The following is a 23,930-nucleotide window of genomic DNA, read 5'->3' as shown; positions in this document are numbered from 1 at the left end:
TTTCACCTATAAAATTGGACAATTTATAGAATCAGTAACGTCTGCATAATCTATAAAATTATAATCATTATTTCTCAATTTGTCTTTATATATTTCTTTATTTGGTACATGAGATATTAAATTCGGACTAAAGCACTTTACTACACTTAATTCTCCTTTAAATAAACTACTTGGCAAATAGACAATATTTAAGTGTTTTACAGTCTTAGAAAGTTCTAAAATAATTCTTGATAGACTGTTTATATTTTTATTTCTACTCAAAACACTATACTTTTTCTTTGAGTGCTGTAACAGAAAACTTAAATGCTTTCTTTGTCGATCCGTCCAGTTATAATACGTAGATTGCATTTGCTGACTTACATATTTATTTGTATTTGAAAAAAGTTTATATACATTGTTTTGAAACCAAATCATTTTCATTTCATCAAAGGCTGCTTTTTTAGCATCATTTAAACTATAGGGAACACAACCTAGCCCACAGTGCCACATTTCATCAGTATCCTTATAGGCGGAAACAACGACTATCAAAGGTGAAAAATAATCGTTTAATAAAAAATAAGTTTCTTTATTAAACGGACTTTCCGGTTGCCAACCGATTTTAGTAACGTTAATCGCATCATCTTTATACCAAATTCTAGATAGAGCATTTTTCTCAATAAGTTCACATATTGCATGTATAATTGCCTTTTCAGGATTGGTATGAGCTGCAACGCCTGTTGAATCAATATATTTGGAATAACCTAATTCACTGGATACAATCATTCCTTTCTTGCCAGTAACTAAATCATAAAAAGAAAACTTTTTGTCTAGATTTATGACTGGATACATTAATATTCTACGCTCAATAGCTTCAGAAAGTGCCTTTTTAAAGCTTTCAAAAGAATGCTGTGAAACAGCATTCCCCTCACTTGGGCCTATTTTATCATGAAACAACTTGGGACCATATTTAACATCCGTATACACGAAATCCTTTTCAAAAAATTTGTACGTCTGACCTACTTTAATATACGCTGTATCAATCATCTATAATTTTACCTACCCACTGTATCATTTGAACAGGAGCATTCTTAGTATCTAAACCTATTAATTTTGTGAGCATCATACTGTTAAAATCTTGGCAACTATACTCACCTAAATTATTACTTAATGCATTTTTAAGTGACTGTGCCATTAATCCAACTTCAATCAAAGCATTTTTATAACCTAAATAATTGTATTTTTTAACAACCTTTCTTAAGTCAGCAGCATAAGCAAAAGCAATTCCTGAGTTTGGTTTTTGAACTGGAAATAAAGCCTGTTGTATTACATTATTTGGCACATCTTTAAACTGCTTTAAACAGTAAAGACTGTATGACATTGGATTATAATAATAGGCTCCTCTAATTAACCCATCAACACAATCATCATTTAATAATATTAGAAAAACATTTATAGGAAACAACGCTCCTCCAGAACCATATGGTCTACTCTTAGTATTCTTGTCGCTCCCAAAAGCATCGTAAAGTATAGATGAAATCTCATCTATACTTAAGCTAGTTTTTACAAAAGTTCTATGGGAGCCACGTTTGATGTTTGTTTTCCCTTCATTTTTTAAGCTAATTTTAGTATAATAACTTTGTGGATCTCTATTATTTCTTTCGGCTGTCTTTAGCCAGCCCAACATATTTTTTGTCAAAAACTCTTTCTTATTATTTTTTAATTGGACTGGTGACATACGAAGATTCATTTTAACAATATCATTTAAAGTTTGATCTGGAAAAAATTCATCTGCATAATCTGACCAATTTCCATCGTCAGCGTTTAAATCCAAGGGTTTCCTTTTTTCATTCATCAATCTCCATCTCCCAAAAATTAGCACTATCGTTTGAGACTTTTCTAGTATCCATATCAATATCAGTAATTTGTAAAATTATATCGTTTACATATAAATTAGTCGAATCATTAAGGTCAAATATTTTAATTATTATGTCGACCAATACATTTGAAATCAAAATCAGATCTTTCCATTCTAGTGGGAACTTTAAATTAAAATTTGAATCTTTCCTAAAGATGACATTTACTAGATCTTGATATGTATAATTTGTCTTATCTGAATAAATACCAGATTGTATATATCCAAGATGGTCGAAATGTGTTGGCAAACAAAGTTGTGGATTATAAATGTTATCTAAATAAAAATGAAAATTATAAAAGAATCCTACCAATAAATATCCATTACTATTTTTTCCTTTACCAAACTTATTGTATATCTCTTTAACCATACTTGGATTATAGGGATTTAATATAACGACAGTAAGTTGATCTGGATTAATAGGTACTTCTTCTACTTTATTAAAAAAAACCGATTTATCAAAGTAATTATTTTTAATAAAGTGAAAAATTTGTTCATCATTGGTAGCAAATAATGAACTAGTTAAATTAAAATTAAGCTTTTCTACAGGCAGTAATATACCATTTCTTTCTAGATAATTTATGACTGCCTCTTCTTTTGTTTTACAATTTAAGAATTCTTTTAATTCTTTTAATTCTACCTCTTTTTTAGTAGTTAATTTTTTCAACAATACAATCAGATCTTTATCTGTAATAATATTAACTTTATCTCTAGTCTGCAATACCCAAGATTCATCGTCTAGAGAATATATAATAAACGAACTAACTCTATAATTATCTTTCATTTTCTTTCATCCTTAGTGTCAAATTAAGAAAAGCATCTTCTATATTACCATTTCCAATTTTTAACAACTCTTTATAACTGCCAGAAAACATAAAGCTTGATGGTGAAATATAATTTACTGTACATGAAATATTTTCAAATGGTTCTAAGTCATGCGAAGTTACTATAACTGGAGCTGTACAAGAAAGGACCTCTAGCAACTTAAGTATTTTTTTCTTATTTTCTATATCTATACCTGATAAAGGCTCATCAAATAAATAAAGTTTTTTAGAAACTAGAGTTGAGGCATAATCAAACACTAATCTTACTTCTCCACCTGAAAGTATTCCTAAATTACGACTTAGTAAAGGATTAATATTTTCATAAAAAAAGTCTTTACTTAAGCTGTTAACTTTTTGCTCTGAAGTATTAAAAGAGGTATACATTTTTAAAAGCTGGCTAACTGTTACATCTGTAAAAAAAGGGACATTTTGAAATACATACATAATATCTTTTTGCTTAGGTACACCAAAAATCCGACCACTTTCTATCCTAGTCAACCCACTTATTGTATCTAGCATCGTCGTTTTACCAATACCATTTTTACCAATAATGATATTCAATTTAGTAAGATCTAAGCTTCCATTAAAATTTTTAAAAATCCGATTTTTTTTGTTATATGTTACAAATAAATCTTTTAATATTATTTTCATTCTTTATGCCCTCTATTTTGTAAATCAAAAAAGCTATAGCCCAAGTAACCAACTAGTCCATAAATTAAGAAAACCGTTCCTATATATATCCACAGCTTTACACTTGGGGAAAACAATGCTTCTAGTAAAAAAGCAACTAACGTATATGGATTAAACAAATAGACGAACTTTAAAGGTAAATTGAATGTTGCGTTGAATAGCATCAAAAAGCCTAATAATAATGCTGTAGATAAAATAGATAAACTTGATCCTCTTATCCTTAGCAGTAACAAGAAATTAAAGCCTAAAGAAACAAAAGGAAATGAAATAAATACTGTGCATAACAGTGCTAGTAAAATTTTAAAAGAAAAGAAATTAAAATACAACATTGACAAAATAATAAATATCAAATTTTCTAAGACTACCATAAAAAGTTGAACTAACATATTTGCCAAATAAATTGCCCATCTACTGCCACTTGCAAAGTAATAAGCCTTAATATAGCCACTTTCTCTAGTTGCTATCATCCGCAATGTTACCCCATTCAATGCTGTATCAACAACTATGTAAGCTACCATAGGCATTATTGAAGAAATAAACTGATTTTCTCCAACTATAGGTTTATTTTTAAAAACAAGAAGTTGATAAATAATTGGAAAAACCAATGTAAACACAAATGTCAATTTATTATCTAAAGCTAAACTAAAATAAAAACTAATAAAAGCTCGTATTTTTTTAAAAAAAAGCATTTTAATCACCTAAATCAAGAGTCTGGAAAAAACTCATAACAAAGTTTTTCCCAGACCCTTTTCTATTTCTTACGATAACTAGTAGCACCAGAACCTCCAGAAGAGCAGCAACAACAACAAAGCGTAAAATGATCGTGATTTTGCTCTACCATAATACCATCTGGGTCCATTTCAACACCAAATTGAACTCCGTCAGCTGGTGATTCGTGATGAAAAACTATCTTTTTGTTTGATGACGAATCTTCTTTGACTAATGATCTTTTTCCAATAGGTATTTGAGAAAAATTATCAAGAATATTTTCATTAACTAAAGCCATATTATGCCTCCTAAAATAATTAAACATGTTTTTCATGTTTTAATTATTTTAACATTTATTTATTTAAAAAACAAATATTATTTTATTTTTTATAATCACAATAATATAAACTATGCTATTTTCTTGGTAAGAATGTACCACTTAACTAACATAACGTTAGTGTCACCTTCATTCTACAAGCCACCAATATTATATTTTTGCTAAATTCTTTTGATTCAAAACACTTTTTCCCACAAATTATAGATATCAACCTTATCTTGTTGAGTTAGCATAAAGTATTGGTGGAAAATAAAAAATAGAAGATTACCTTCTGCTAAAATGTAGTTTGAACAAGATTACATTAAGAGAGGTTTTCTTCTATATGATTAGTTTACTACAAGACTTACAACTTTTGTTAGCTAATTTAACTGCTAATACTAATAAGCTGCTTGGTAACCAGCTTACTTTTGATGATTTGTTAGAAGCTTTTATGCAAGAATTACGCCATTGGGGCTTAAGCCTAATTAGGTCTTATCTTGAGCAGCTCGATGATAATTATCAGTAGTTGTCCAGTTGGAAACAAAAATTAATACTAAAGCCAATGCAGCTTATTGATTATATCATTGGGATTTAACAGGTCAGCGGGATAAAGTAGCGTTATACTTTAAAACCCGTTTTAGTGATCCAGAATTAACCACAACACAAAAAGAGGCACTAAAGCAGGCAAAGACCTATCTATTAGGTAACTGGCAGGCAATTTTAAATACCCAAGCTCCAGACTATCAGCGCTGCACGGCTGAAGGACATATTAGTCATTATTTGTCAGAACGCCTAAGCTCAAGACCAATGGGCTGGAGTAAAAAGGGCGCTGAAGGTGTAGCTAGGAGTATTATCTTCCAGTTAAACGGTGGCAATGTTGCACAATATTTGCTTAAAAAGCAGCAGGCAAAGGCTTAAAGCTCATTACTCACAAAATGGTTGACACTAACTCTTGTTGAAATAATTTAGTCTACCATCTCATTTAGGATTATAATTAAGCTAACAATTAGTTTAAGAGGAATTTTTAAAATGAAAAAAACAAGCTGTTTTCAAAGAAAAGCCAAATCATTACTATTAGCAGCTACAATCCTAGTGAGTATTGGCACATTAGGATTTAATCCAACTCCAATCGCTGCAGCAGAAACTAGCACCAACACTTTTGCTACTTTATGGAGCGGACAAGATGGCGAATGTAATTGGTCATACGATATTATCAGCAGAACTATGACTATCAGCAAGGGCCCTAATGGACAGCAACTAGGAACTAAACCAATTGCAAATTTAGTTTCTTGGGGCCCAACAATTGAACATATTGTCTTTGCTACACCAGTTATCTTACCTATTAACTCTGATAGTAAGTTTAATAATTTATATAATCTGATTAGCATTGATAACTTCAACCTAGTTGATACCAGTCAAACGGTCAATATGAGCAATTTATTTAGTAACAATCCCAAGTTAACTAGAATTGATTTAAGTAAAATTAATACTGCTAAAGTCGCCAATATGACCAACATGTTTGCTGGAGATATAAAATTGACTAACCTCGACTTAAGCCAGTTAAAGACTGAACACGTTAAAAAGAAACAAAACATGTTTACTGGCTCTGGTCTAAATAAAACTAAACCCAATAACGATCAAACAGCTAATAGCATTATCGTTAACGATCATAAAAATTAGTTAAACAAATAAAGGAGCTTTACCAGCTCCTTTATTTTTTATGGTTAATTAATGCTTAGTCCATTAATCTTTATTATTTAAAATTCCTTACATTATAAGAGGAGCTATAATAAATATTATTAATGAGAGGTGCCTATTTATGCAAAATCTAACAAAAATTAGTTCCAAAATAACCAGTAAAAATCAAATTACTATTCCCAAGACTGTTAGAAATATCCTCCAAGTTAATCCTCAAGACAAAATCGAATGGTTAATCTCTCCAGACGGAAAAATCACTGTCACTACTGATAAACCAAATTTATGGGATATCATTGACGAACAAGAAAAGCAATACGGCAGTATTGCTACATCTGAAGTCGAATGGGGTAAAGATATCGAAAGTGAGGACTTTGGCTAGTGCAATTGCAACAAGGAGATATTATTTGGATTGACCTTAATCCAGCCAAAGGTACCGAAATAAAAAAGACTCGCCGATGCCTTGTTGTCAGTAATGAGCACTATAATCGACATTTCAATACCATAATTATTGTGCCTATTAGTTCTTCGAAAAAATATTTAACTGAAGAAAAATATCTTCAATCACCAATGTTTATTACTATTCAACAAGAAAAAGTACACAGTACTGCATTATTGCAACATTTACGTGCGATTGATCCTACAAAACGAACAAACTGCCGAGTTGTGGCAAGACTTGAGCCAAACAAAGTAACCCAAATTAGTACAATTATTAAGCAATTTTATTAAATTAGTATCACTATAAACAAATAAAGGAGCTTTAGCAGCTCCTTTATTTGTTTATAATTAATTAACGTTTAGTAGTCTTTACCAACCAAACAACTTCTTTTACTTCAGCTTTAGTAGCTGAAGCCGAGTTCAAGACCTTAGCCGCATTTGCCAAAGCATTTTCATAATTAACATTATCACCAGTTAAATTATTCTGTCCATCTTTAAACAGCTGCAATAATTCCTTCTTGTCATCAGCCGTTGCTATTGCCTGATCTGCTTCAGCCTCTTGTTCAGTATTCACAGGTTCCAATTTAACATAATCATTATCAAGCTTGATATCACTTGCTTTAACAAAACCATTACTAAAAGTTAGCCGGTTAGGATCTGTTGCTGGAATCTGCTCATTAGTTTGCCTTAATACATGATAATAAAGTTCTGCTTTTTGCTGAGTCTTATTCCACAGGTAAAACAAACCATCGACACTGACAGTTTCATCTTTAGCAGGCGTCAGTGGCTTAGATAACTCTACTGCCTGATTATCATAAAGCTTAAGCGGCTCATTAGAAACAGCCGTAAACTTCCTCAAAGCAATATCATTGTAATTAACGATTGGCACTTCATTTCTTATCTTTACTTTCCAGTCATCAATGTATTCATTAGGATAATCATGTAGGCGATAGCAAGTATCATAGTAATCACCATCCTCATCATCTTGAGTAAAGGACAAATCTAGCTTAATTTTTTGTCCTTTCTTGAGCTTATGGAGAGCCTTTACGCCAGTAAATGAAGTTGTACTGGTATTTTCTCTAACAATAGCACTAACGACACCATTATATCGTGCCACATAGCCATCAATTCTTGCTACATTAATAGCCTTAATATAACGATTCTTACCTAATGAATAAAAATCCTCGCCCTTAATCCGATGAATTGGTAAATAACACTGTTCTGTCTTCCCCTCATCCAGATATTGATAATAGAAATATTTAGGCATTTTATTGGTCTTTTTTATTTTACCAACATACTTGACCAAGGTATTATTAGCTAGTACTTTAGCTGTCTTCTTGCCAGTTTGGTTATAAACTTGAGAAGCATGATTGAGTAACAACTTCCCCTTTTGAACATTTTTACCATTTACTGAAGCAACATTAACTGCCTTAATATAAGCATTCTTGGCAAGCTGATAATACTTCTTACCCTTAATTTTTTTAGTCTTACCAGTATAAGTAACCTCACCAGTTTCTTCACTATCAATATAAGCATATCCATCAGAATTTATATCAGGAGCACCATATCCAGCTATTTCATGATAATATCTATATCGCTTACCGTTGCTTTTATAGATAAAAGGGTCATCGATCGTCTCTAACTCGTACTTAATAGCCTTCTTAGCTTGCACAGTTTCCGGTTGAACAGTTGATATTATTGGGCTTATCCCTAGCAATAATGCAGCTAGAAACATCCCTAACTTTTGAAATTTTTTCATTTTATGATACCCTATCGCGTATTAATTTCCCTTTATCAACAATATAATAATATTTATCTTTAATTTTAACCGCATCTCCGTAAGTTCTATATGGTGTATGAGCTGGAATTTCACCTATTCTTTTACCCTGATTATTATAAAGCGGGATTGCTTTATCTTGCCATTCAACTTCGTTCTTCATTCCAGTGATGTTACGCACTGGTACATAAAGTCCCTTGCCAACTAAATAAAAAAACCGCCCAGCCGCATAGTTAATATTGTCTTCTTGAGCAATTTCATGAATTTTGACATACGAGCCAGCTTTTAGCGTAATCGCATTGGCTCTATGACCTTTTTCATCATATAGATAGGTACTGTGCATGACTCGCTGCAGCTTTTTACCTACTTTAACTTGTTGCTTTTTGCTAACCTTAAAGTTACTTAGTGGTAAAAAGTGTTGGTCATCTAAAACATAGAACTTATGACCCTTAATTTTTTTCGTACCATTAACGTTAACAATTGAACCAGACTTCAACAATGTCTTATTAAGTTGCTTACCCTGCTCGTTAAATAAATAGGTATCCTTTTTAAGCTTGACTTGTTTTTGCCCAGCAATCTTGACGGTTACCTCAACAAATTTAAATGTACCATCTGGTAAAACTATTCCTACTCTACCATCGGATAAACCATTAATGATTGTCTTAGGCTTCCTGATCCAAGAAAAAGTTGTGCCTGCTGGCATATCCTGCCAATTAGCCAAACTTGATCTAGCATAATCATCATTTTGAGTTATTTTAGTGTTAGTCGGAATAACTACTTCTTGCCCCTTGGGCTGAGCCACTGGTGTAATTGCATCATAGTCAATTTCCGCTGCCGAATCAGTAGTATCAGCAGCAAAAACAGGTCGATTGGTATTTGCTATGTAGCTAAAGAATAATAAACATGAGCAAAACGCTAGTTTAAGACAATTCCTAAGTTTCTTTTCTTTCATTGTTTTTCCTGATTCTTAACATCAATATAAGTTTACCTTTATCATAATTCTTTAGTTAACCAGTGTAAAGCGCTTATATTATATTTAAAAGTAGCAAGAATAATTTAGCTACAATAAAAGCCATTGAGTCTGTATTGACTTAATGGCTTATTTGAAACCTTTAACTATTCTGCTTGAGTAATTGCTTGGACAGCGTTTCGACCAGAAAATATACAATAACCTGCATGAGTACCCGGTACATTAACACCGTAGGTGTCACCATAAAGAACAGCTGACCCATCACTACCAATAGCATACAATCCCTTAATCGGTCGACCTTCAGTGTTCAGAACTTCATTATCAACATTAACTCGCAACCCATCGCCAGTCGTATATGCTCCTACTCCTAATTCAATAGCATAAACTGGACCATCTCCTGTGATTGGCAACATATACTTAGCTGGCTTATGAAAATCGGTATCTTCACCATTTTTAGCCATTTCATTATAATGCTTAACATACGCTGGCAAATTTGGCGTATTAATTGCATGTGCTAATTCTTCAATAGTTTCGGCTTTATGTAGGTATTTGCGACCATCTTTTTCTGCTTGTTCAATATCAGCCCGCAAAGTTGGATAACGATCTTCAGGAATTATCGGTTTCATTGAACGTGGATATGACTTATCAGTAAAATCATCTAAAATATTTTGACTAAAGATACAGAAAACACGATCCTGCCGATTCATCGCATTGCCTTCATTTGCCCAATTAACTACGCAGGCACTTTCATCAACAAAGCGCTCACCTAGTTCGTTAACCCACATCTGTGGTTGATCACAAACAGAACTCCAAATTGCTGTACCCCAGAGTTTAAATGATGGAACAGTTTTATCTTTTAATTGTCCACCAAACATCATTGACATACCTGTAAAATACTTTTTAGCACCAAGTTGCCAAGCCAAGCGCAATCCATCACCTGTACTTTTGCCAGAATTAACTGGAATAACATTCTCGGGATTCTGATGAGGCGTTTGACTAAATAATTTTTCATCGTTTAAGTATCCGCCAGTTGCTAAAATCACATTCTGCGTATTAACAATTTCAGTTACCTTATCGGTAACATTTTCTAAAACAACCTCATAGCTCTGATCTTGGACTTGCTTTAAATCCGTAACTTTAGTCAGTGTTTTAATAGTTAGCCCCCTTTTCTTAGCATATGGTTCTAGACCATTATGGATCGCATCATGCCCTTTACCTTCAAACAAGTGCCAACTTCTAACGCTAGTTCCCATACTAACTACCATGGCAAACTTAACTCCACGTTCTTCAAGCCAAGAAACATTCTTACCAGCACTGGCAATATACTTCTGCCACATCTTGCCGTCACCTTTATAGTGTGAGTATTCCAGCTCTTCTTTGAGCAGCTCGGTTTTATCAATTACCGCATGCTCTTTTTTCTGTAATTCAGAATCAGCTGCAAAGACCCCTTCAACGTAGTTACCAGTCCCGCCTGTGATCTTGCCTTTTTCAATTAATAACGTCTTTAAATTATTATCAACAGCTTCAGTAGCAGCTGCAAAGCCAGCTAGTCCAGCACCAACAACCACTACATCATATTTTTGAGTCATATTTTTATCCTTCTTTATCTGTCTTCACCATTTGGGCAGCATCAATTCCGGCCAAACGACCAGAAATATAGGCAAAACCAAGTGTTCCACCTTCAAAATCAACATAAGCCTTACCATACATTCCTGAGGCATCCGCTCCTGTAACATACAAATTAGTTACAGGTTCACCAGCAGGTGTAAGAGCGTGCATCTTTTCATCAATTGTGGCACCGCCAAGTGTACCCAAATTGCGTGCGATAAATTTCACCGCATAAAATGGTCCTTGTTCTACAGGAATCATACGCTCAGGATCAGAAAAGAATAACTCGTCGTCTCCTACTTGTTTAGCATGATTATATTGGTTAACAGACTGTTGTAAATTAACTGGGTCAACACCAATTTTGTCAGCCAATTCCGCAAGGGTCTTGCCAACAAACACTACGTCAGTTGTTGATAGCTTCTTGAGCAAGCTAGTAAAATCAGTTTTTTCATGTTCACGCTTAATACTCTCAGCGGTATCAGTTGGAAAATTAAATTCCATGTAAAATTGTCGTTTATTCTTCCATTTGTCATAATGTTCCTCAATTGCCGCAGTACCACCTGCCTTAATCTTATCAAGCATGGCTTGATCAAAAATAACAAATTCAGTTTGTTTAGGCTGCTCAGACAACTCAGCACCATGTACAGCAAAATCCAAAGCATGCGTTTCACTAGCATAGCGTTGTCCACGAAGATTAACCCGTAAGTTGGGAAAGTCTGCTAAAGCATTTAATGGCAGCCAATCTGGACCAATTAACTTAGCCATCGCATTAGTATCTTCATTGCTAAAAGTCTGCCAGAAATAATGCGTTGAACCATTAATATGATGAGCAGTGCCAGCATCCCAAGCCATATTTAAGCCATCACCAGTGTTTTGCAAAACTTGACCTGGTGTACTAACATCACCCAAATATTCCTTACGCATTTTAGGATTCCCACCAAAACCACCAGTAGCAATAATAGTTTTTTGAGCATGAACTTCAAGCTCACTCTCATCACCTTGCGCAATTAATCCCGTTACTACGCCAGTATTATCTTGCAGTATCTTTTTACCAGCAAAACCAAAATACACCTTACCACCTAATGATTTAAACTTATCTATTAAGTTAGTAATTGCCTTAGTTCCACCTTCTTGATAACCATGAAGTGTTGCGGGCATACCAATATGATCATAGCTGCCACCTGTACCGGCATCAACCAGTTTCATAATAGCACCATTTTCATTAAGCCAATCAACAGTTTTGCCTGATTCATCAATAATCCGGCGCACTAAAATTGAATTCATGTAGCCTTGAGAAGCATCCATATATTCGTCATAAAGCCATTTTTTAGATACTACTTTTCCTGCGTCTTTTTGCTGCTGACTATCCACCGCAAACATCCCTCCAGCAAAAGTTCCCGCTCCAAGTGGGGATACTGTCTTTTCAATCAACGCTACACTTACACCTTCTTGCTTAGCAGCCAGAGCAGCCGCAACACCGGCTGACCCAGCACCAACCACGGCGACATCAACGTCAATTACTTCTTTAGTAGTACCTGTATTCTTTGATCCATTAGACTTTAGAGCAGTAAAATCCACATCTGCTTTAGTCAAAGCTTCTTTGACACCCGTAATTATTCCGCGAGAGGTTTCCGAAGCACCAGACACAACATCAACATCAACAGATTGCTCATTAATAATTTTCTGTGCCATTTTTTGGAAAGCATTGGCAGCCAAACTATCCGGAGCAAAATTATTCATAGCCTTGATCTGATTTATCTTATCTTGACCAATTTCAACTTCAACATTAATTAACTCATCTTTACCCTGACCTGAGCCAGTATATTTACCAGGTTTATTTGTAATTTTATTTTTCATTTATAACCAAAATCCTTTCGAATCCTATCCGTGGCGACGTGCACTGTTAGCATCAGGTAATAGTGCAATAAAAATCGCTGTTAAAGCAAAAACTGTCCCCTGAACGATAAAAGTAGTTACATAGCTCTTACCAGCAATCGCAGAAATAATTACCGGTACACAATATGAAAGTAGTAATGAAATCGTACCAACTAAGCCACCGGCACTACCAGCATATTTAGGTCCAATTTCAGGAAATTGAATTGGCATTGCTTGCATAATTGGTCCAGTCATTGCACCTAGCAGTCCACCCAGAATTAAGTTAGCTGTTAGCACTATTCCTAGAGGCATGTACCAAGTAATTGCCATTGAAATACCACCTAAAATAGTAATCAACATCATTAATGGTTTAGCACGTTTTGATTTATCAACAATTGCTGGACCAAAAGCACTACCACACATACTACCTACAGTAGCAATTGCCGCAATCGTACCGGCTTGCGTCGGTGTCATTCCTCTAGCTGCAAAAGCTTGAGGTAAAATTCCAGAAAAAGCTTCACTTGCACCCATACCGAAGCCAACAGACATTGCAACAATCCAAGTCTTTTTACTTTTAGCAGCAACTTTAAAGAAGTCCCATGAAGATTCCTTGTGTTCGGCTACAACTTCTTGTTTAGGTAATTCCTCACCAGCTGGAACATCCTTAACAAAAACAATCCAACAAACTGCTAAAATAAGTAAAACAACTGATGAAAAAATATAAGCGGTCTGAACATTAGGAAACATTGGTCCCGTAATTTGCGAAAGCATGATTCCAACACTGGCTGATGCAAAGAAAATTCCCATCGCCATGTTAGTATCTTGTTTAAACCAAGTCCCAAATAATTTCATCGTATTAGCGTTGAGTAACGCCATGTAAACACCAAATAATAGTAGCATTATCATCATTGTAATAAAGTTACTAGCCCATAAGCGACCGAATGCTCCAATAACCGATACAACTAAACCAACTGTAACTATTTTCTTAGCGCCAAACTTATCTGCTAATGACCCAGCAGGAATACTGAGAAACACGGCAATTAACATCGGCGCCATCAATAAACTCGAAAATTGTGGTTGAGTCAAATGTAGCTCCGGCATAATCTGAGTGGCTAATGCAGATATTTGAAACTGAACATAATTGCTAATCATATCAAGTGATGCTGCAATCGCTAAGATCACCCACCGATAATTAGAAAGTTTTGGTAATTGTTTTTCTTCCATTATTAAATCTTCTTTCTTAAATAAAATTAATTCTCACTAGCAAACTGCCCAGCTAATCGACCGAATGTTTGAGCATGACTACAAGTAAGTCCTGGTACTCTGTCTGGATAACTACCCCAGAAGAACCCTCCGCTAGCATTACCTGCTGCATAAAGATGTGGAATTGCTTGCCCTTTTTTATTAATGACTTGCATTTTGGTATTAATTCGTAAACCATCTAGTGTGGCTAGCAGACGGCCACCCATAATAACACCATAGTATGGTCCCTTTTTAATTGGGAACAATCTAAACTGTTCTTTACCAAAATCCGTATCAATGCCTTGGTCACACATTTTGTTGTATGTCCTAACGCTAGCGACTAAGTTATCTCCTGGTAAGTTTAATTTCTGGGCCAATTCTGCAATTGTATCTGCTTTTTGAATCATGCCATCCGCAATTCGGCGCTCAACCTCAGCCTTATTTTCTTCAGTGTTATAAATTCCTGGAAAACCTAACCGTGAACAACCTTGCGTCTTAAATTGAGCTAGGTGATCCATAGTATCTCCCGACCAAATCTCAGCCTCCAAATATCCTGGTTGCTTAGCTGCCGCATTAATATCAAATTGGTACGGAACACTTTCGTTGCCAAAACGTTCCCCATTTAAATTAACTTTGAGTAATGGGTAAGCTCCCATCCAAAAATAACCCGGATCTTTATAGTCAACCACATAGTGTTTTTCCGCATCTGTACCAACATGAACTGCACCGCGATCAAAGATAATTTCTGCTGGTTCTTCATCTCGAGCAGCACCAGCCTTTAACCCTGCTAAAATACCTGACCCATCATCACGTGGACTATCAGAATAGACATTTTTCTTATAACCTAGTGGATCCCACTTCTGCATTAGCTCAGTGTTAGCACCATAACCACCTGTACAAATGATGACACCTTTTTTAGCATAAAATTCCGTCTTAATACCTGAATTACGATCACTAGCAACAATTCCTGTAACACTACCATCATCAGCTGTTATCAACTCTTCCAGCTTGGTGTTGTACTTGAGAGTAACTCCAAGTTCCTTGAGTTTATCCATGATCCAATCACCGTAGTGTGCCCAATCATTATCTGGAGTAGCTACTGCTAATTCAGTATTAAAAGCAGTGTTGACTACAGTTTCATAATTTGCATCTACTTGAGGTTTTAAAATACCGCCATTAGGCTTTAGAATATTGTCTTCTAGCCAATTAGCTGTTTCATCAGTGTGGTTAGCCCATGTCCAAAGCAACCGCTCATCAACATTATCTTGAAAAAATAATGTTAAAAAATTCATTAGCTTAGCTTTATCAACCTTTATTCCAGCTCTTCTTTGTGCATTACTGTCTAAAGCCGCAAAAAAAGACCGAAAAAGAAATCTGGAGCTAGCCATTTTATCAATTAATAAAACTTTAGCCCCATTTTCTGCAGCAGCCATTGCTGCCATGGCACCAGCATTACTAGCACCTGCTACTATCACATCATAAGTATCTTTCATCTTTAATCCCTCACTAAAAAGAATTATCTTAATCCGCTTTCATAATACTATTATTCAAGTGAATCTTTGCACTTAATTTAGAATTGAGGATTACATAATGGAATAAACAAAATATTTAGATACAAAAAAAGCCCGTAATAGTTAAATTAGTAAGCTATTACAGGCTAAAAATAATTATTATATTTTCTACGATTTGTTTTTCAGAGGAACAACTTCTCTAATGGCACTTTTCAAGGCTTTGCTAATCTTTTCTAAGACAGCTTTATTATTAAATGAATCCATATATGCTACTCCATATGGTGAAATTTCATGATAATCAACTGGAATATAGCTAGCTCCATTAGCTTGATAATCAGCAATAAAATTAGGTAAGATGCCATATCCCCAGCCAGCTTTAACATAAATATCCATTGTCATATAATCTTGAACAAACTTGACATTTTGCGTTCCCATATCTTGAATTAATAAATTTTGATATTGGATTTGTACATTGAGTGAACTATTAGGATCAATTAAAAAGATATTTTTATCTCTAAGATCATTTAGTGTTACTAACTCTTTTTTAGCTAGAGCAGAATCCTCAGGACAAGCTACGACAAAGTGTCCAGAAATTAACGATTCAAATTGCACATCCGGCACAATATCTACATCATCACGAGCAATAATACAAACGTCCACATGATGATTAAGCAATTCACCAATAGAATTCTTCAAGACAAAAACAAATTGTACATTTAATTCACTATCTGATTTGCGTAACTTTCGTAAAAAGATCGGTAATACTTTTTGTTCTAACGGTGTATCACAAACTCCAACACGTAATAAAGTTTCCGTATTATTTTTTTGATTCTGCAAATAGGCAACCGTATAATCCATGTCATCTACTACATTGCGGGCAACATGATAAAAATATCTACCAGCATTAGTAAGTGAAATACGATGGTGGGCACGATTAATTAAAGTTACACCAACAGTATTTTCTAAATCTTTAATGTTTTTCGATACTGCCGATTGTGAAAAATTAAGCCTTTCAGCAGCAATTGTAAAACTAGAATTATCAACTGCTTTGATGAAACATTTTAATTGGGTAAAATTCATTTTAAACTCTCCATTATTATTGAATTATTCAACATCGGATTAGAGTTTTTCTTTTAATGTGATTTAATTTTAAATTATAAAAGCGGATACTTATAAACTAAGTATATTACTCTTGTGATTATTTGTACAATGCTATTTATTACTTTTTATAAGCTTTTTTCCTAATGCAAAGTTTCCAATAGTAGCAGATTTATTATTTGCAAACATCGGCATCGTAATATATTTGTCCAAGTTGGGCATCTCTACATAACCATTAAGCATAGCATTTAAATCTTTTCTGACTTTTTTCAAAAATGGCTCACTTGTCACACCACCGCCAAAAACAATTTTTTCTGGACGTAGGATAAGTGTTGTTTGCATCGCAGCTTGAGCAACGTAATAGCTCATAATATCCCAAACATGATTTTCCAGAGAAACACTAGCACCTTTTTGACTAAGCCGAGCTTCAAAAGTAGGCCCAGAAACTAAGCCCTCTAAGCAATCATTGTGATATGGACAAATTCCTTGAAACTCTATATCATCTGGATGTCTTTTCACAAAAACATGCCCCATTTCTGAATGACCCAAACTACCTACAATTTTGCCATCCAGTATTGCTCCACCACCTACTCCTGTTCCGATAGTGTAATAAACCAGTGAACTAACTGGCGTCTCAGATAACTTAGACGCAATGTATTCACCATAAGCCGCTCCATTTACATCTGTGGTAAAAAATATCGGAATATCTAATGCTGTTTGCAAAATGCTAACAATATTAACATTTTGCCAGCCTGCCTTAGGTGTAGTAGTAATGCAGCCATAATTAGCTGCCGTCTTTCTAATTTCTATTGGTCCAAACGATGCAATACTAAGAGAGTCCAACTTATACCCTTTAAAATAATCGATAACTTTCGTAAGTGTTTCTTCAGGCATAGTTGTCGGCAAGACAATTTCATCTTTAATCCGATATTCTTCATCACCCACTGCACAAACAAACTTTGTCCCTCCTGCTTCGATCGACCCAATTAACATATCTACCTCCATAATTAATAACTAGTTTTGATTAACATACTAATAGCATCTTTAATTTCTTGCGGATTTTTACTTCTATCAATAATTTGACGAAAACTTGTATTTCCTTGTAAGTCAACTATAAAATCAAACAGCTTCTGAATACTTAAATAATCTTCTCTTGAAATTGCTAGTAAAAATACATATTTTACCTCATTGTTCTCATCCCAAAGAATTGGTCTTTTTAATCTTGCAAATGAAACCTTAGATTTTTTTGTGGCATACCCTAGAGAATGTGGAATAGCAATCTTACCGCCAATTGCAGTAGAATACATTTTTTCTCTCTCATATACTTTTTTCATATAATCTTTAGTTACAACTTTTTGGCTCTCTAAATTTTTGATTAGCATATCTAGTAGTTGACGCTTTGTCAATTGCTCATCTAACAAATAAATATTATTTCTATCAAATAACTTATCAATTGCACCATATGGATTATTCAAAGATTTTAAATAATCAGACAATTGCATAAGATCATTATGAAAATTTGCCAAGTCAATTTTTCTACTCAAAGTCAAGTATATCAAGGTATTAAATCATAATTCTTGTAGTCCGTCATTAGAATTATCTTTAAGTAGATTAAACTTAGATAATATGTTGTAACCCAAATAAGCTTAGTCCAATTGCATTTTTGAACTAAGCTGTTATAGTAATCTTATGATCAATTGGTTTTAGTTAAAGCCCTGTTTATTTTTGACTACGCTATAATCATATAATTGATCATGCACAATCAAATAGTAGACAGTCCGTGTTAGTTTGTGGACTGCTGCGATGGCGATCTTCTTGAAGTTTCTACTTTGAGAAGATCGTTTTTTCTTTTCGTAATAATCGGCAATGTGACAAGGCTCAGAATATCTTACTGAATCCATTTGTCCAATCGTACGGTAGAGAATCTTACGACCAATGGGATTGCCACGTTTACTAATATGATCAGTCAATTCCATTTCGCCCGACTGGTAATGACGTAAGTCTAAACCAACAAAGGCATTTAAGGCATTAGGATTACGAAAACGTCTGATATCGCCTAATTCACCTAATAATCTAACTGCGGTAATTTGTGAAATACCTGGAATACTTTCAAGAATTTTTAGATCACGGTTGGGTAATTTACTAGCTAAGTCAGACATCTTTTGAATGACATTTTCACGCTCTTTAGTTAGTTTGGTTAGTCGTTGAGCATAATATCTAGCTTGTTCAACTTCAAAAGCAGCTTTATCAACTGCTGGATAAGCTGTGTCAGCCAGTTCAAGTAAGTTAGTTGCCAACTTATTTGCACGCTGCTTACCAATACCATGGAAGCTTAAAAAATACTGCATAACTCCTTCGTAACCTAAATTTTTAACGATTTGTGGATGCGTAAAAGTTTGGACATAGCGCCAATAATTCGTACCGTCAGGATGACTAGTTAAGGTTTCTAGCTCAGGAAAAGTAAACTGTAATACGCGGTGTAACCGGTTCTTAGCTGAAACCAAATCATGAGTTAATTGCTCATAAAAACGACTCATGGCACCTAACTGCTTATAGTTAGGGTCTTGTAGATAAGTTGGTCCGCGATGATAAATAAACTGTGAGTAAGCTAAATCTTTAGCATCGCGGCGATCAGTTTTATTGCGTCTAAATTGATCTAATTGCTGTTTGGCTTTAAGTGGGTTAAGCATAGTGTAGCGATAATGATATTGGTTAAGAAAAGCCTGCAATCTGCAAGAATAAACCCCAGTTGCTTCAAAGACAATCTGTGGTTGTTGGTGATAAAATTCTAATTCATCAAGTAGCTGCTGAAAACCAATGGCATCATTGGTGATATTAAACTGTTTAATGACTTGCTTATTAAGCATGATACAAACAGCAGATTTACGACTGCTCACGTCAATTCCCACTACAACTAAATTATTCATCTTCAAATACCTCCAACTAACTTAATTGTGCAGGGTAGAAGTTACAAGCTAAACTATATCTAATTTTCTATACCGGACATCAAGTGCCAACATACTACGAAGAGATTTAAGTTTAACTGATGAAGCTGTCAGTTTTATTTAGGGCGTCAAGTACTAGGTACAAGCGTCAAAAGTAACTAGGGCATATTAACTTCAACCCTGCTTCAATTTTAAAACAAAGAAAAAGCAGTGAATCAATATTCCGTCGAATATTGACCCACTACTAGGTTAGTATGTTTTATTACCGGTATTGGTGAGTTATTTAATGGAACAGTAGCTATTAAAAAATCATTGTTAGCAGCGCTACCTTCTAAATATTCATCATAAGTATACGTACCTGTAATATTGATAAAAGAACTAAATTGCGTTTGCAACTTTGCCTTGATTAAGGCAGCCATAGAAGCACCAGTACTACAAACCAAAGCAACATTTTTCTTGGCAGATAATTCTCCTTGTCTTTCAACAGCAGCACCAATATGAAGCGTGATAAAAGATACTTCATCATCATTAAGATGCAACTTTAACATATTTTCTAAGACGGGTGCCGCGTAAACCGTCATTTCATAAGCATAAGGAAAAGTAGACAAGATCACGTTCAGTAATGGATTCTTTCTGTCACCATTCATTTTTTTGATCTTAACCAAATTTGTTAAATGTTGAATTAAATTAACATGCAGTTCTTGATCGTTTAACAAATCAATTGCAAATTTAACTTTGATATTTGTTAAAAAAGTAGTTACCGCTTCTTCAATGCTTTTACTAATATCAAATTTACTATTTGTCACACATTCAGGATAATTTATAGCAAAATGATAAATTAAATCATTTGCTTCATTTTGATTAAATTTTATTTGAAACTTTTCTTCAATCTTTCTTGATAAGACCAACAACGAATTTAAAACTGTTTGATCTATTTTTAAGATATTACTTGAATCTAAATGATGTCCTAACTTAACTCTAGAAATACTTAATGCTACATGTAAAATTATGTTCTTAGCATTGATATCCGTTATTTTATAATTATAATGTCGTAAAAAGCCATGAACAATTTGCTTAAGCAACTCTAAGTCAACATTATAAAAAATGGTCTTTTCTTGTTCTGTAAAATCAACAATATAGGTATTGGCTTTTTTATTTATTAATCTAGTAATTATAAAATTTCTTTTCGCTAGTTCTGAACCTTCCACAAAATAATTATCCTGATTTTTGGAGATTTTTAAATCAAATTTTGAAAATTCCTTTTTAATTGTTACCAAATAACTAAAAAAAGTATTATCACTGATAAAAAATTGCTCTGTTAATTCGGTAATGTTTACCACATCATTAACTAACAAATATTGTTCAATTTCTTGAATTCGCTCTAAAAAATTTGAAGCCGGCAATTTACTCTGCGTGATATCCAGTAACCTTTTACGAGTTTGTTTAGAGACACCTTCGATATAAAATCCTGCCATACGTTTATTCTTGATTTGCACATTATATTTATCCAGCTCTTTATTTAATTCTTGGATATCATTTCTAATTGTTCTGGTACTAACACCAAAGTTTTGAGCTAAAAATGAAGCAGAAAAGTATTTATTAGAAGAATCATTCAATAGAATTTTCAGGATATTGCCTAATCTTTTATGAGAAAGTTCCATACAAGTCAACCTCTTCTCAATCGATTAAAATAATAGAACTAGTTACGCTATTTAACCTTCTATATTTTTTTAATCACGGTAATCATATCATAAGGCTGTATCTTAAAGCTTTGAGTTACAGTTTGCTCTAGGCTATCTACTTGAATATATCCTTGATCCTTTAAATAAGACATATCCTTTGCAAACTCAGTCATATTTGATAAACGTAAAACTAAATGGTCTTTGAGCGTATAAGCAGGATATAGAGCTGATACCTCAACATCAGGAATAATTGTTAACCATGTTTCATCCGTACCTAACTGTGAATCCCCAGTTGGATTTTCAATATCCCACAACTTATTGTCTAAACGATTTACGAATAAATTATATTGCTGCATTTGATAGCTAACCGAAGGTGAATACCAATGATTCATTTCTTGAGAAAGTTTATCTTCTGATAATTCTTCGTCGCACGGCGCATATAACCCAAATTCAAATTCATTTATGCCAATTTCCTGCGCCATCGGAGTCGGCATCATCACATGCCCAACAGAAGTCGTATCCCCTGATGCTCTACCCGGGCGCCATAATAAATCTGGTTTACCAAGTTCTCCAGTTGTTGCCATTAAAGTTATATAGAGAGCATCATCGACTCGCTCATACTCTTTTTGACCTTTACCCAAAAAGTACAAACCATTTTCAGCATCTTTTAAGCCAACATAACGATCAAAAATATAGATATTTACTGGCTTTTCAACAAATTCATCATTCCAATTATCAGCAATAGGAATATTCTTAGTTTTAGTAAAACCACCTTGAATTTGGGCATGAGCAAATTCAGTATTAATTCCCGTTTTAAGCCTAAGTCGCAGCCGATGTGAAAAAGCCTGGTTATCAATCTTTAACTTTGCTGTGACAATTTTAGCTGTTGAGCTTAAACTTAAAACTAGTTTATATTTAATCACAGCCATATCTTTATCCGACTGTTTTACCCTATCAGCTAAAGTAGCTGGAATTTGCCATTCACCTGATAAGACCAATTGCTCAATATCTGCTGAACTAGTCTTTTTAAGCTTACCATTCCATGGCAACCGCATTTCACTATCATCGATTAAAGGAGAAAAGTCATATGTATCACCATCATTGGCTTGATCATAGATACTTATAATATCTGTAAATACTTGATTTTTATTTATTAACTTGAATTTTCCATCTTTAAAAATAAGCTTAACGTTGTCGTTAGAAATCGAGTCTCCCTGCACTTGCTCTAGTGCTGGCATTGACGATTCACTATCTTCAAAATGAATCACCCGATAGCCTAATCCTGCCATCGTTATTGACAAACTGACTTTTAGCTTAAAGTAACCTGGTTCATCCTTAAATTCATAACCATTTGGCGTTAGTTGCATTATATGCGGACGAGGCGGAACCTCTTCTTTAGCTACTATAACCGCATCATATTCTTTAGGAAAACAAACATTCTCACTAGAACTTATTATTTCAACTATCTTACGACCATTAAATTCATAAGGATCAGTATTAAAGACCATTACATCATGATCTGATAAGGCCAAACTTTGAGCTATTCGTTTCTTAATATAATTTTCAACACCATCTGCAATTTCGAACGCTTGCTTAAATCGATGATTAATATCTTCTGCCACATTGTCTGTAACACTCCCACCCAACGTATCATGTGGTTGCACATTAAATAATAACTTCCATAGTTTAATCACTATTCCGTTAGATATGGGCACTTTAGCAAACTTCGCAATTACCATTAATGGTTCTAACCGACGAGTAATTATTTGTTCAAGTTTAAAATTATTGCGCTTGTTTCTTGACCTAACTGATGAAATAGTGCGATGAACTCTTGAGTAGGTTGGATATCTTAATTCACCCTGATATTCCGGTAAATCTTTTTGATGTAATTTAGCCATAAATTCTGGATAAGTACTAATAACTAGCTCATTTTTAGAATACTTATTAACCTCAGTTATGGTTTCAGAAATGTTATGAATAATATTCATTTGATCAATCCCTGAAGGTACCAAGACTTCAGCATTATGACCATTTAGAGCTTCAAATTCAATCCCTTGGTCTAATCTGTTTTTTACAAAATCCTGTAAATTATTCTTAGACTCTAAGTCTATTTGACCCGTATAATATCCCAAAGGAAAATTCGCTGCAAAAACAGCTTTGCCACCTAATGCTTTCCACTTAAAGTAAACTGAGTTAGCCTGTCTCTTAAAATTGGTACCGCGCCAAGATAAAAAGTCATGAATCCCGACTTGATTCAAAATCATTGGTAAATTCGCATTAAAACCAAAAGTATCAGGCAAATATCCTAACATCATTGGTTCACCAAAGTTTTCCTTCGCATCTAATATCCCAATTATTAAGTTTCTTACTAACGATTCCGCATTTGGTATTAGTGCATCAGTCTGCGTATACCATGGTCCAATAAACAGCTGCTTACGCTCTACTAAGTTATGAATTCTACTCTTAGCTTCCGGATGAATTTCAACATAATCGTCAATAATCGACATTTGACCGTCTAAAGTAAAATTAGCTTCTGGATGTTCCTCCAATTCATCAAGCACTTGCGTAAACAATTGGTCACTCAGCACTTGTGCATCTTGGGTAGTGAAATACCATTCTCTATCCCAATGGGTATGATTTACAAAATAAGCTTTAACCAT

The 23,930-nt window shown here is 34.1% G+C and carries 23 protein-coding genes; 5 read left to right on the top strand and 18 right to left on the bottom strand.

The annotated features are described in order from the left end of the window. Nucleotides 1-6: 6 nt before the first annotated feature. The 6 genes from OZX56_RS01100 to OZX56_RS01075 form a co-directional block, all read right to left on the bottom strand. On the bottom strand, nt 7-1,023 hold the full coding sequence (locus OZX56_RS01100) for a YcaO-like family protein (protein WP_277139867.1): 1,017 nt from the start codon (nt 1,021-1,023) through the stop codon (nt 7-9). Beyond that, nucleotides 1,016-1,831: a SagB/ThcOx family dehydrogenase gene (locus tag OZX56_RS01095; protein WP_277139866.1), complete on the bottom strand. Its 816-nt coding sequence runs from the start codon at nt 1,829-1,831 to the stop codon at nt 1,016-1,018. The genes OZX56_RS01100 and OZX56_RS01095 overlap by 8 nt, the downstream gene beginning before the upstream one ends. After that, nucleotides 1,824-2,675 carry an McbB family protein gene (locus tag OZX56_RS01090; protein ID WP_277139864.1) on the bottom strand — a complete coding sequence of 284 codons (852 nt, stop codon included), beginning with the start codon at nt 2,673-2,675 and terminating at the stop codon, nt 1,824-1,826. Before OZX56_RS01090 ends, OZX56_RS01095 begins: the two co-directional genes overlap by 8 nt. Continuing rightward, nucleotides 2,665-3,366, bottom strand: coding sequence for an ATP-binding cassette domain-containing protein (locus OZX56_RS01085; RefSeq protein ID WP_277139863.1), 702 nt, complete (start codon nt 3,364-3,366; stop codon nt 2,665-2,667). The genes OZX56_RS01090 and OZX56_RS01085 overlap by 11 nt, the downstream gene beginning before the upstream one ends. Beyond that, nucleotides 3,363-4,094, bottom strand: a complete 732-nt coding sequence (locus tag OZX56_RS01080; protein ID WP_277139862.1) for a hypothetical protein — start codon at nt 4,092-4,094, stop codon at nt 3,363-3,365. The genes OZX56_RS01085 and OZX56_RS01080 overlap by 4 nt, the downstream gene beginning before the upstream one ends. Before the next feature lie 62 nt (nt 4,095-4,156). Further along, the gene (locus OZX56_RS01075; RefSeq protein ID WP_277139861.1) at nt 4,157-4,411 is read right to left on the bottom strand and encodes a hypothetical protein; all 255 of its coding nucleotides are present in this window, start codon (nt 4,409-4,411) and stop codon (nt 4,157-4,159) included. A 361-nt stretch (nt 4,412-4,772) separates the two neighbouring features. Between OZX56_RS01075 and OZX56_RS01070 the strand changes: the two genes are divergently transcribed. The 5 genes from OZX56_RS01070 to OZX56_RS01050 all read left to right on the top strand — a co-directional run bounded on the left by OZX56_RS01070 (nt 4,773) and on the right by OZX56_RS01050 (nt 6,853). Continuing rightward, nucleotides 4,773-4,955 carry a hypothetical protein gene (locus OZX56_RS01070; RefSeq protein ID WP_277139860.1) on the top strand — a complete coding sequence of 61 codons (183 nt, stop codon included), beginning with the start codon at nt 4,773-4,775 and terminating at the stop codon, nt 4,953-4,955. A 191-nt stretch (nt 4,956-5,146) separates the two neighbouring features. Next, nucleotides 5,147-5,347, top strand: coding sequence for a UPF0236 family protein (locus tag OZX56_RS01065; RefSeq protein ID WP_277140334.1), 201 nt, complete (start codon nt 5,147-5,149; stop codon nt 5,345-5,347). A gap of 111 nt (nt 5,348-5,458) precedes the next feature. Further along, nucleotides 5,459-6,109, top strand: coding sequence for a BspA family leucine-rich repeat surface protein (locus tag OZX56_RS01060; RefSeq protein WP_277139859.1), 651 nt, complete (start codon nt 5,459-5,461; stop codon nt 6,107-6,109). Nucleotides 6,110-6,248: 139 nt separating this feature from the next. After that, on the top strand, nt 6,249-6,506 hold the full coding sequence (locus OZX56_RS01055) for a type II toxin-antitoxin system PrlF family antitoxin (RefSeq protein ID WP_277139858.1): 258 nt from the start codon (nt 6,249-6,251) through the stop codon (nt 6,504-6,506). Next, entirely contained in the window at nt 6,506-6,853 is a 348-nt protein-coding gene (locus OZX56_RS01050) for a type II toxin-antitoxin system PemK/MazF family toxin (RefSeq protein WP_277139857.1), read from the top strand. The genes OZX56_RS01055 and OZX56_RS01050 overlap by 1 nt, the downstream gene beginning before the upstream one ends. 61 nt (nt 6,854-6,914) lie before the next feature. On the opposite strand, the gene OZX56_RS01045 is transcribed toward OZX56_RS01050, so the two are convergent. The 12 genes from OZX56_RS01045 to OZX56_RS00990 all read right to left on the bottom strand — a co-directional run bounded on the left by OZX56_RS01045 (nt 6,915) and on the right by OZX56_RS00990 (nt 23,930). Then, nucleotides 6,915-8,321 (bottom strand): SLAP domain-containing protein, encoded by a 1,407-nt coding sequence (locus OZX56_RS01045; protein ID WP_277139856.1) that lies wholly within the window; start codon nt 8,319-8,321, stop codon nt 6,915-6,917. 1 nt (nt 8,322) lies between these two features. After that, nucleotides 8,323-9,291: an SLAP domain-containing protein gene (locus OZX56_RS01040; protein ID WP_277139855.1), complete on the bottom strand. Its 969-nt coding sequence runs from the start codon at nt 9,289-9,291 to the stop codon at nt 8,323-8,325. Nucleotides 9,292-9,455: 164 nt separating this feature from the next. Next, nucleotides 9,456-10,898, bottom strand: a complete 1,443-nt coding sequence (locus OZX56_RS01035; protein WP_277139854.1) for an FAD-dependent oxidoreductase — start codon at nt 10,896-10,898, stop codon at nt 9,456-9,458. A 4-nt stretch (nt 10,899-10,902) separates the two neighbouring features. Further along, the gene (locus OZX56_RS01030; protein WP_277139853.1) at nt 10,903-12,774 is read right to left on the bottom strand and encodes an FAD-dependent oxidoreductase; all 1,872 of its coding nucleotides are present in this window, start codon (nt 12,772-12,774) and stop codon (nt 10,903-10,905) included. A 24-nt stretch (nt 12,775-12,798) separates the two neighbouring features. Beyond that, nucleotides 12,799-14,016: an MFS transporter gene (locus OZX56_RS01025; protein WP_277139852.1), complete on the bottom strand. Its 1,218-nt coding sequence runs from the start codon at nt 14,014-14,016 to the stop codon at nt 12,799-12,801. A gap of 26 nt (nt 14,017-14,042) precedes the next feature. Beyond that, the gene (locus tag OZX56_RS01020; protein ID WP_277139851.1) at nt 14,043-15,527 is read right to left on the bottom strand and encodes an FAD-binding protein; all 1,485 of its coding nucleotides are present in this window, start codon (nt 15,525-15,527) and stop codon (nt 14,043-14,045) included. Nucleotides 15,528-15,713: 186 nt separating this feature from the next. Then, the gene (locus tag OZX56_RS01015; RefSeq protein WP_277139850.1) at nt 15,714-16,625 is read right to left on the bottom strand and encodes a LysR family transcriptional regulator; all 912 of its coding nucleotides are present in this window, start codon (nt 16,623-16,625) and stop codon (nt 15,714-15,716) included. A gap of 132 nt (nt 16,626-16,757) precedes the next feature. Further along, nucleotides 16,758-17,636 (bottom strand): ROK family protein, encoded by an 879-nt coding sequence (locus OZX56_RS01010; protein ID WP_277139849.1) that lies wholly within the window; start codon nt 17,634-17,636, stop codon nt 16,758-16,760. Between the two features lie 14 nt (nt 17,637-17,650). Then, nucleotides 17,651-18,187, bottom strand: a complete 537-nt coding sequence (locus tag OZX56_RS01005; protein ID WP_277139847.1) for a PTS sugar transporter subunit IIA — start codon at nt 18,185-18,187, stop codon at nt 17,651-17,653. A gap of 159 nt (nt 18,188-18,346) precedes the next feature. Then, the gene (locus OZX56_RS01000; protein WP_277139775.1) at nt 18,347-19,570 is read right to left on the bottom strand and encodes an IS110 family transposase; all 1,224 of its coding nucleotides are present in this window, start codon (nt 19,568-19,570) and stop codon (nt 18,347-18,349) included. A gap of 233 nt (nt 19,571-19,803) precedes the next feature. Next, complete coding sequence (locus OZX56_RS00995) at nt 19,804-21,249, bottom strand: PRD domain-containing protein (protein ID WP_277139846.1); 1,446 nt, start codon at nt 21,247-21,249, stop codon at nt 19,804-19,806. 59 nt (nt 21,250-21,308) lie between these two features. After that, nucleotides 21,309-23,930, bottom strand: a complete 2,622-nt coding sequence (locus OZX56_RS00990) for a glycoside hydrolase family 38 C-terminal domain-containing protein (protein WP_277139845.1) — start codon at nt 23,928-23,930, stop codon at nt 21,309-21,311.

The sequence above is a fragment of the Lactobacillus sp. ESL0684 genome (genome assembly GCF_029392675.1).
Lineage (GTDB): Bacteria > Bacillota > Bacilli > Lactobacillales > Lactobacillaceae > Lactobacillus.
The sequence above is the reverse complement of the archived record's forward strand: the minus strand, read 5'-3'. Positions and strand labels throughout refer to the sequence as shown.

What these genes read in the sequence shown, in the direction of transcription:
- OZX56_RS01040 (WP_277139855.1), bottom strand. Translation starts at nt 9,291, where the DNA reads ATGAAAGAAAAGAAACTTAGGAATTGTCTTAAACTAGCGTTTTGCTCA.
- OZX56_RS01045 (WP_277139856.1), bottom strand. Translation starts at nt 8,321, where the DNA reads ATGAAAAAATTTCAAAAGTTAGGGATGTTTCTAGCTGCATTATTGCTA.
- OZX56_RS01010 (WP_277139849.1), bottom strand. Translation starts at nt 17,636, where the DNA reads ATGTTAATTGGGTCGATCGAAGCAGGAGGGACAAAGTTTGTTTGTGCA.
- OZX56_RS01090 (WP_277139864.1), bottom strand. Translation starts at nt 2,675, where the DNA reads ATGAAAGATAATTATAGAGTTAGTTCGTTTATTATATATTCTCTAGAC.
- OZX56_RS01085 (WP_277139863.1), bottom strand. Translation starts at nt 3,366, where the DNA reads ATGAAAATAATATTAAAAGATTTATTTGTAACATATAACAAAAAAAAT.
- OZX56_RS01030 (WP_277139853.1), bottom strand. Translation starts at nt 12,774, where the DNA reads ATGAAAAATAAAATTACAAATAAACCTGGTAAATATACTGGCTCAGGT.
- OZX56_RS01060 (WP_277139859.1), top strand. Translation starts at nt 5,459, where the DNA reads ATGAAAAAAACAAGCTGTTTTCAAAGAAAAGCCAAATCATTACTATTA.
- OZX56_RS01075 (WP_277139861.1), bottom strand. Translation starts at nt 4,411, where the DNA reads ATGGCTTTAGTTAATGAAAATATTCTTGATAATTTTTCTCAAATACCT.
- OZX56_RS01020 (WP_277139851.1), bottom strand. Translation starts at nt 15,527, where the DNA reads ATGAAAGATACTTATGATGTGATAGTAGCAGGTGCTAGTAATGCTGGT.
- OZX56_RS00995 (WP_277139846.1), bottom strand. Translation starts at nt 21,249, where the DNA reads ATGGAACTTTCTCATAAAAGATTAGGCAATATCCTGAAAATTCTATTG.
- OZX56_RS01015 (WP_277139850.1), bottom strand. Translation starts at nt 16,625, where the DNA reads ATGAATTTTACCCAATTAAAATGTTTCATCAAAGCAGTTGATAATTCT.
- OZX56_RS01000 (WP_277139775.1), bottom strand. Translation starts at nt 19,570, where the DNA reads ATGAATAATTTAGTTGTAGTGGGAATTGACGTGAGCAGTCGTAAATCT.
- OZX56_RS01055 (WP_277139858.1), top strand. Translation starts at nt 6,249, where the DNA reads ATGCAAAATCTAACAAAAATTAGTTCCAAAATAACCAGTAAAAATCAA.
- OZX56_RS01095 (WP_277139866.1), bottom strand. Translation starts at nt 1,831, where the DNA reads ATGAATGAAAAAAGGAAACCCTTGGATTTAAACGCTGACGATGGAAAT.
- OZX56_RS00990 (WP_277139845.1), bottom strand. Translation starts at nt 23,930, where the DNA reads ATGGTTAAAGCTTATTTTGTAAATCATACCCATTGGGATAGAGAATGG.
- OZX56_RS01100 (WP_277139867.1), bottom strand. Translation starts at nt 1,023, where the DNA reads ATGATTGATACAGCGTATATTAAAGTAGGTCAGACGTACAAATTTTTT.
- OZX56_RS01080 (WP_277139862.1), bottom strand. Translation starts at nt 4,094, where the DNA reads ATGCTTTTTTTTAAAAAAATACGAGCTTTTATTAGTTTTTATTTTAGT.
- OZX56_RS01035 (WP_277139854.1), bottom strand. Translation starts at nt 10,898, where the DNA reads ATGACTCAAAAATATGATGTAGTGGTTGTTGGTGCTGGACTAGCTGGC.
- OZX56_RS01070 (WP_277139860.1), top strand. Translation starts at nt 4,773, where the DNA reads ATGATTAGTTTACTACAAGACTTACAACTTTTGTTAGCTAATTTAACT.
- OZX56_RS01025 (WP_277139852.1), bottom strand. Translation starts at nt 14,016, where the DNA reads ATGGAAGAAAAACAATTACCAAAACTTTCTAATTATCGGTGGGTGATC.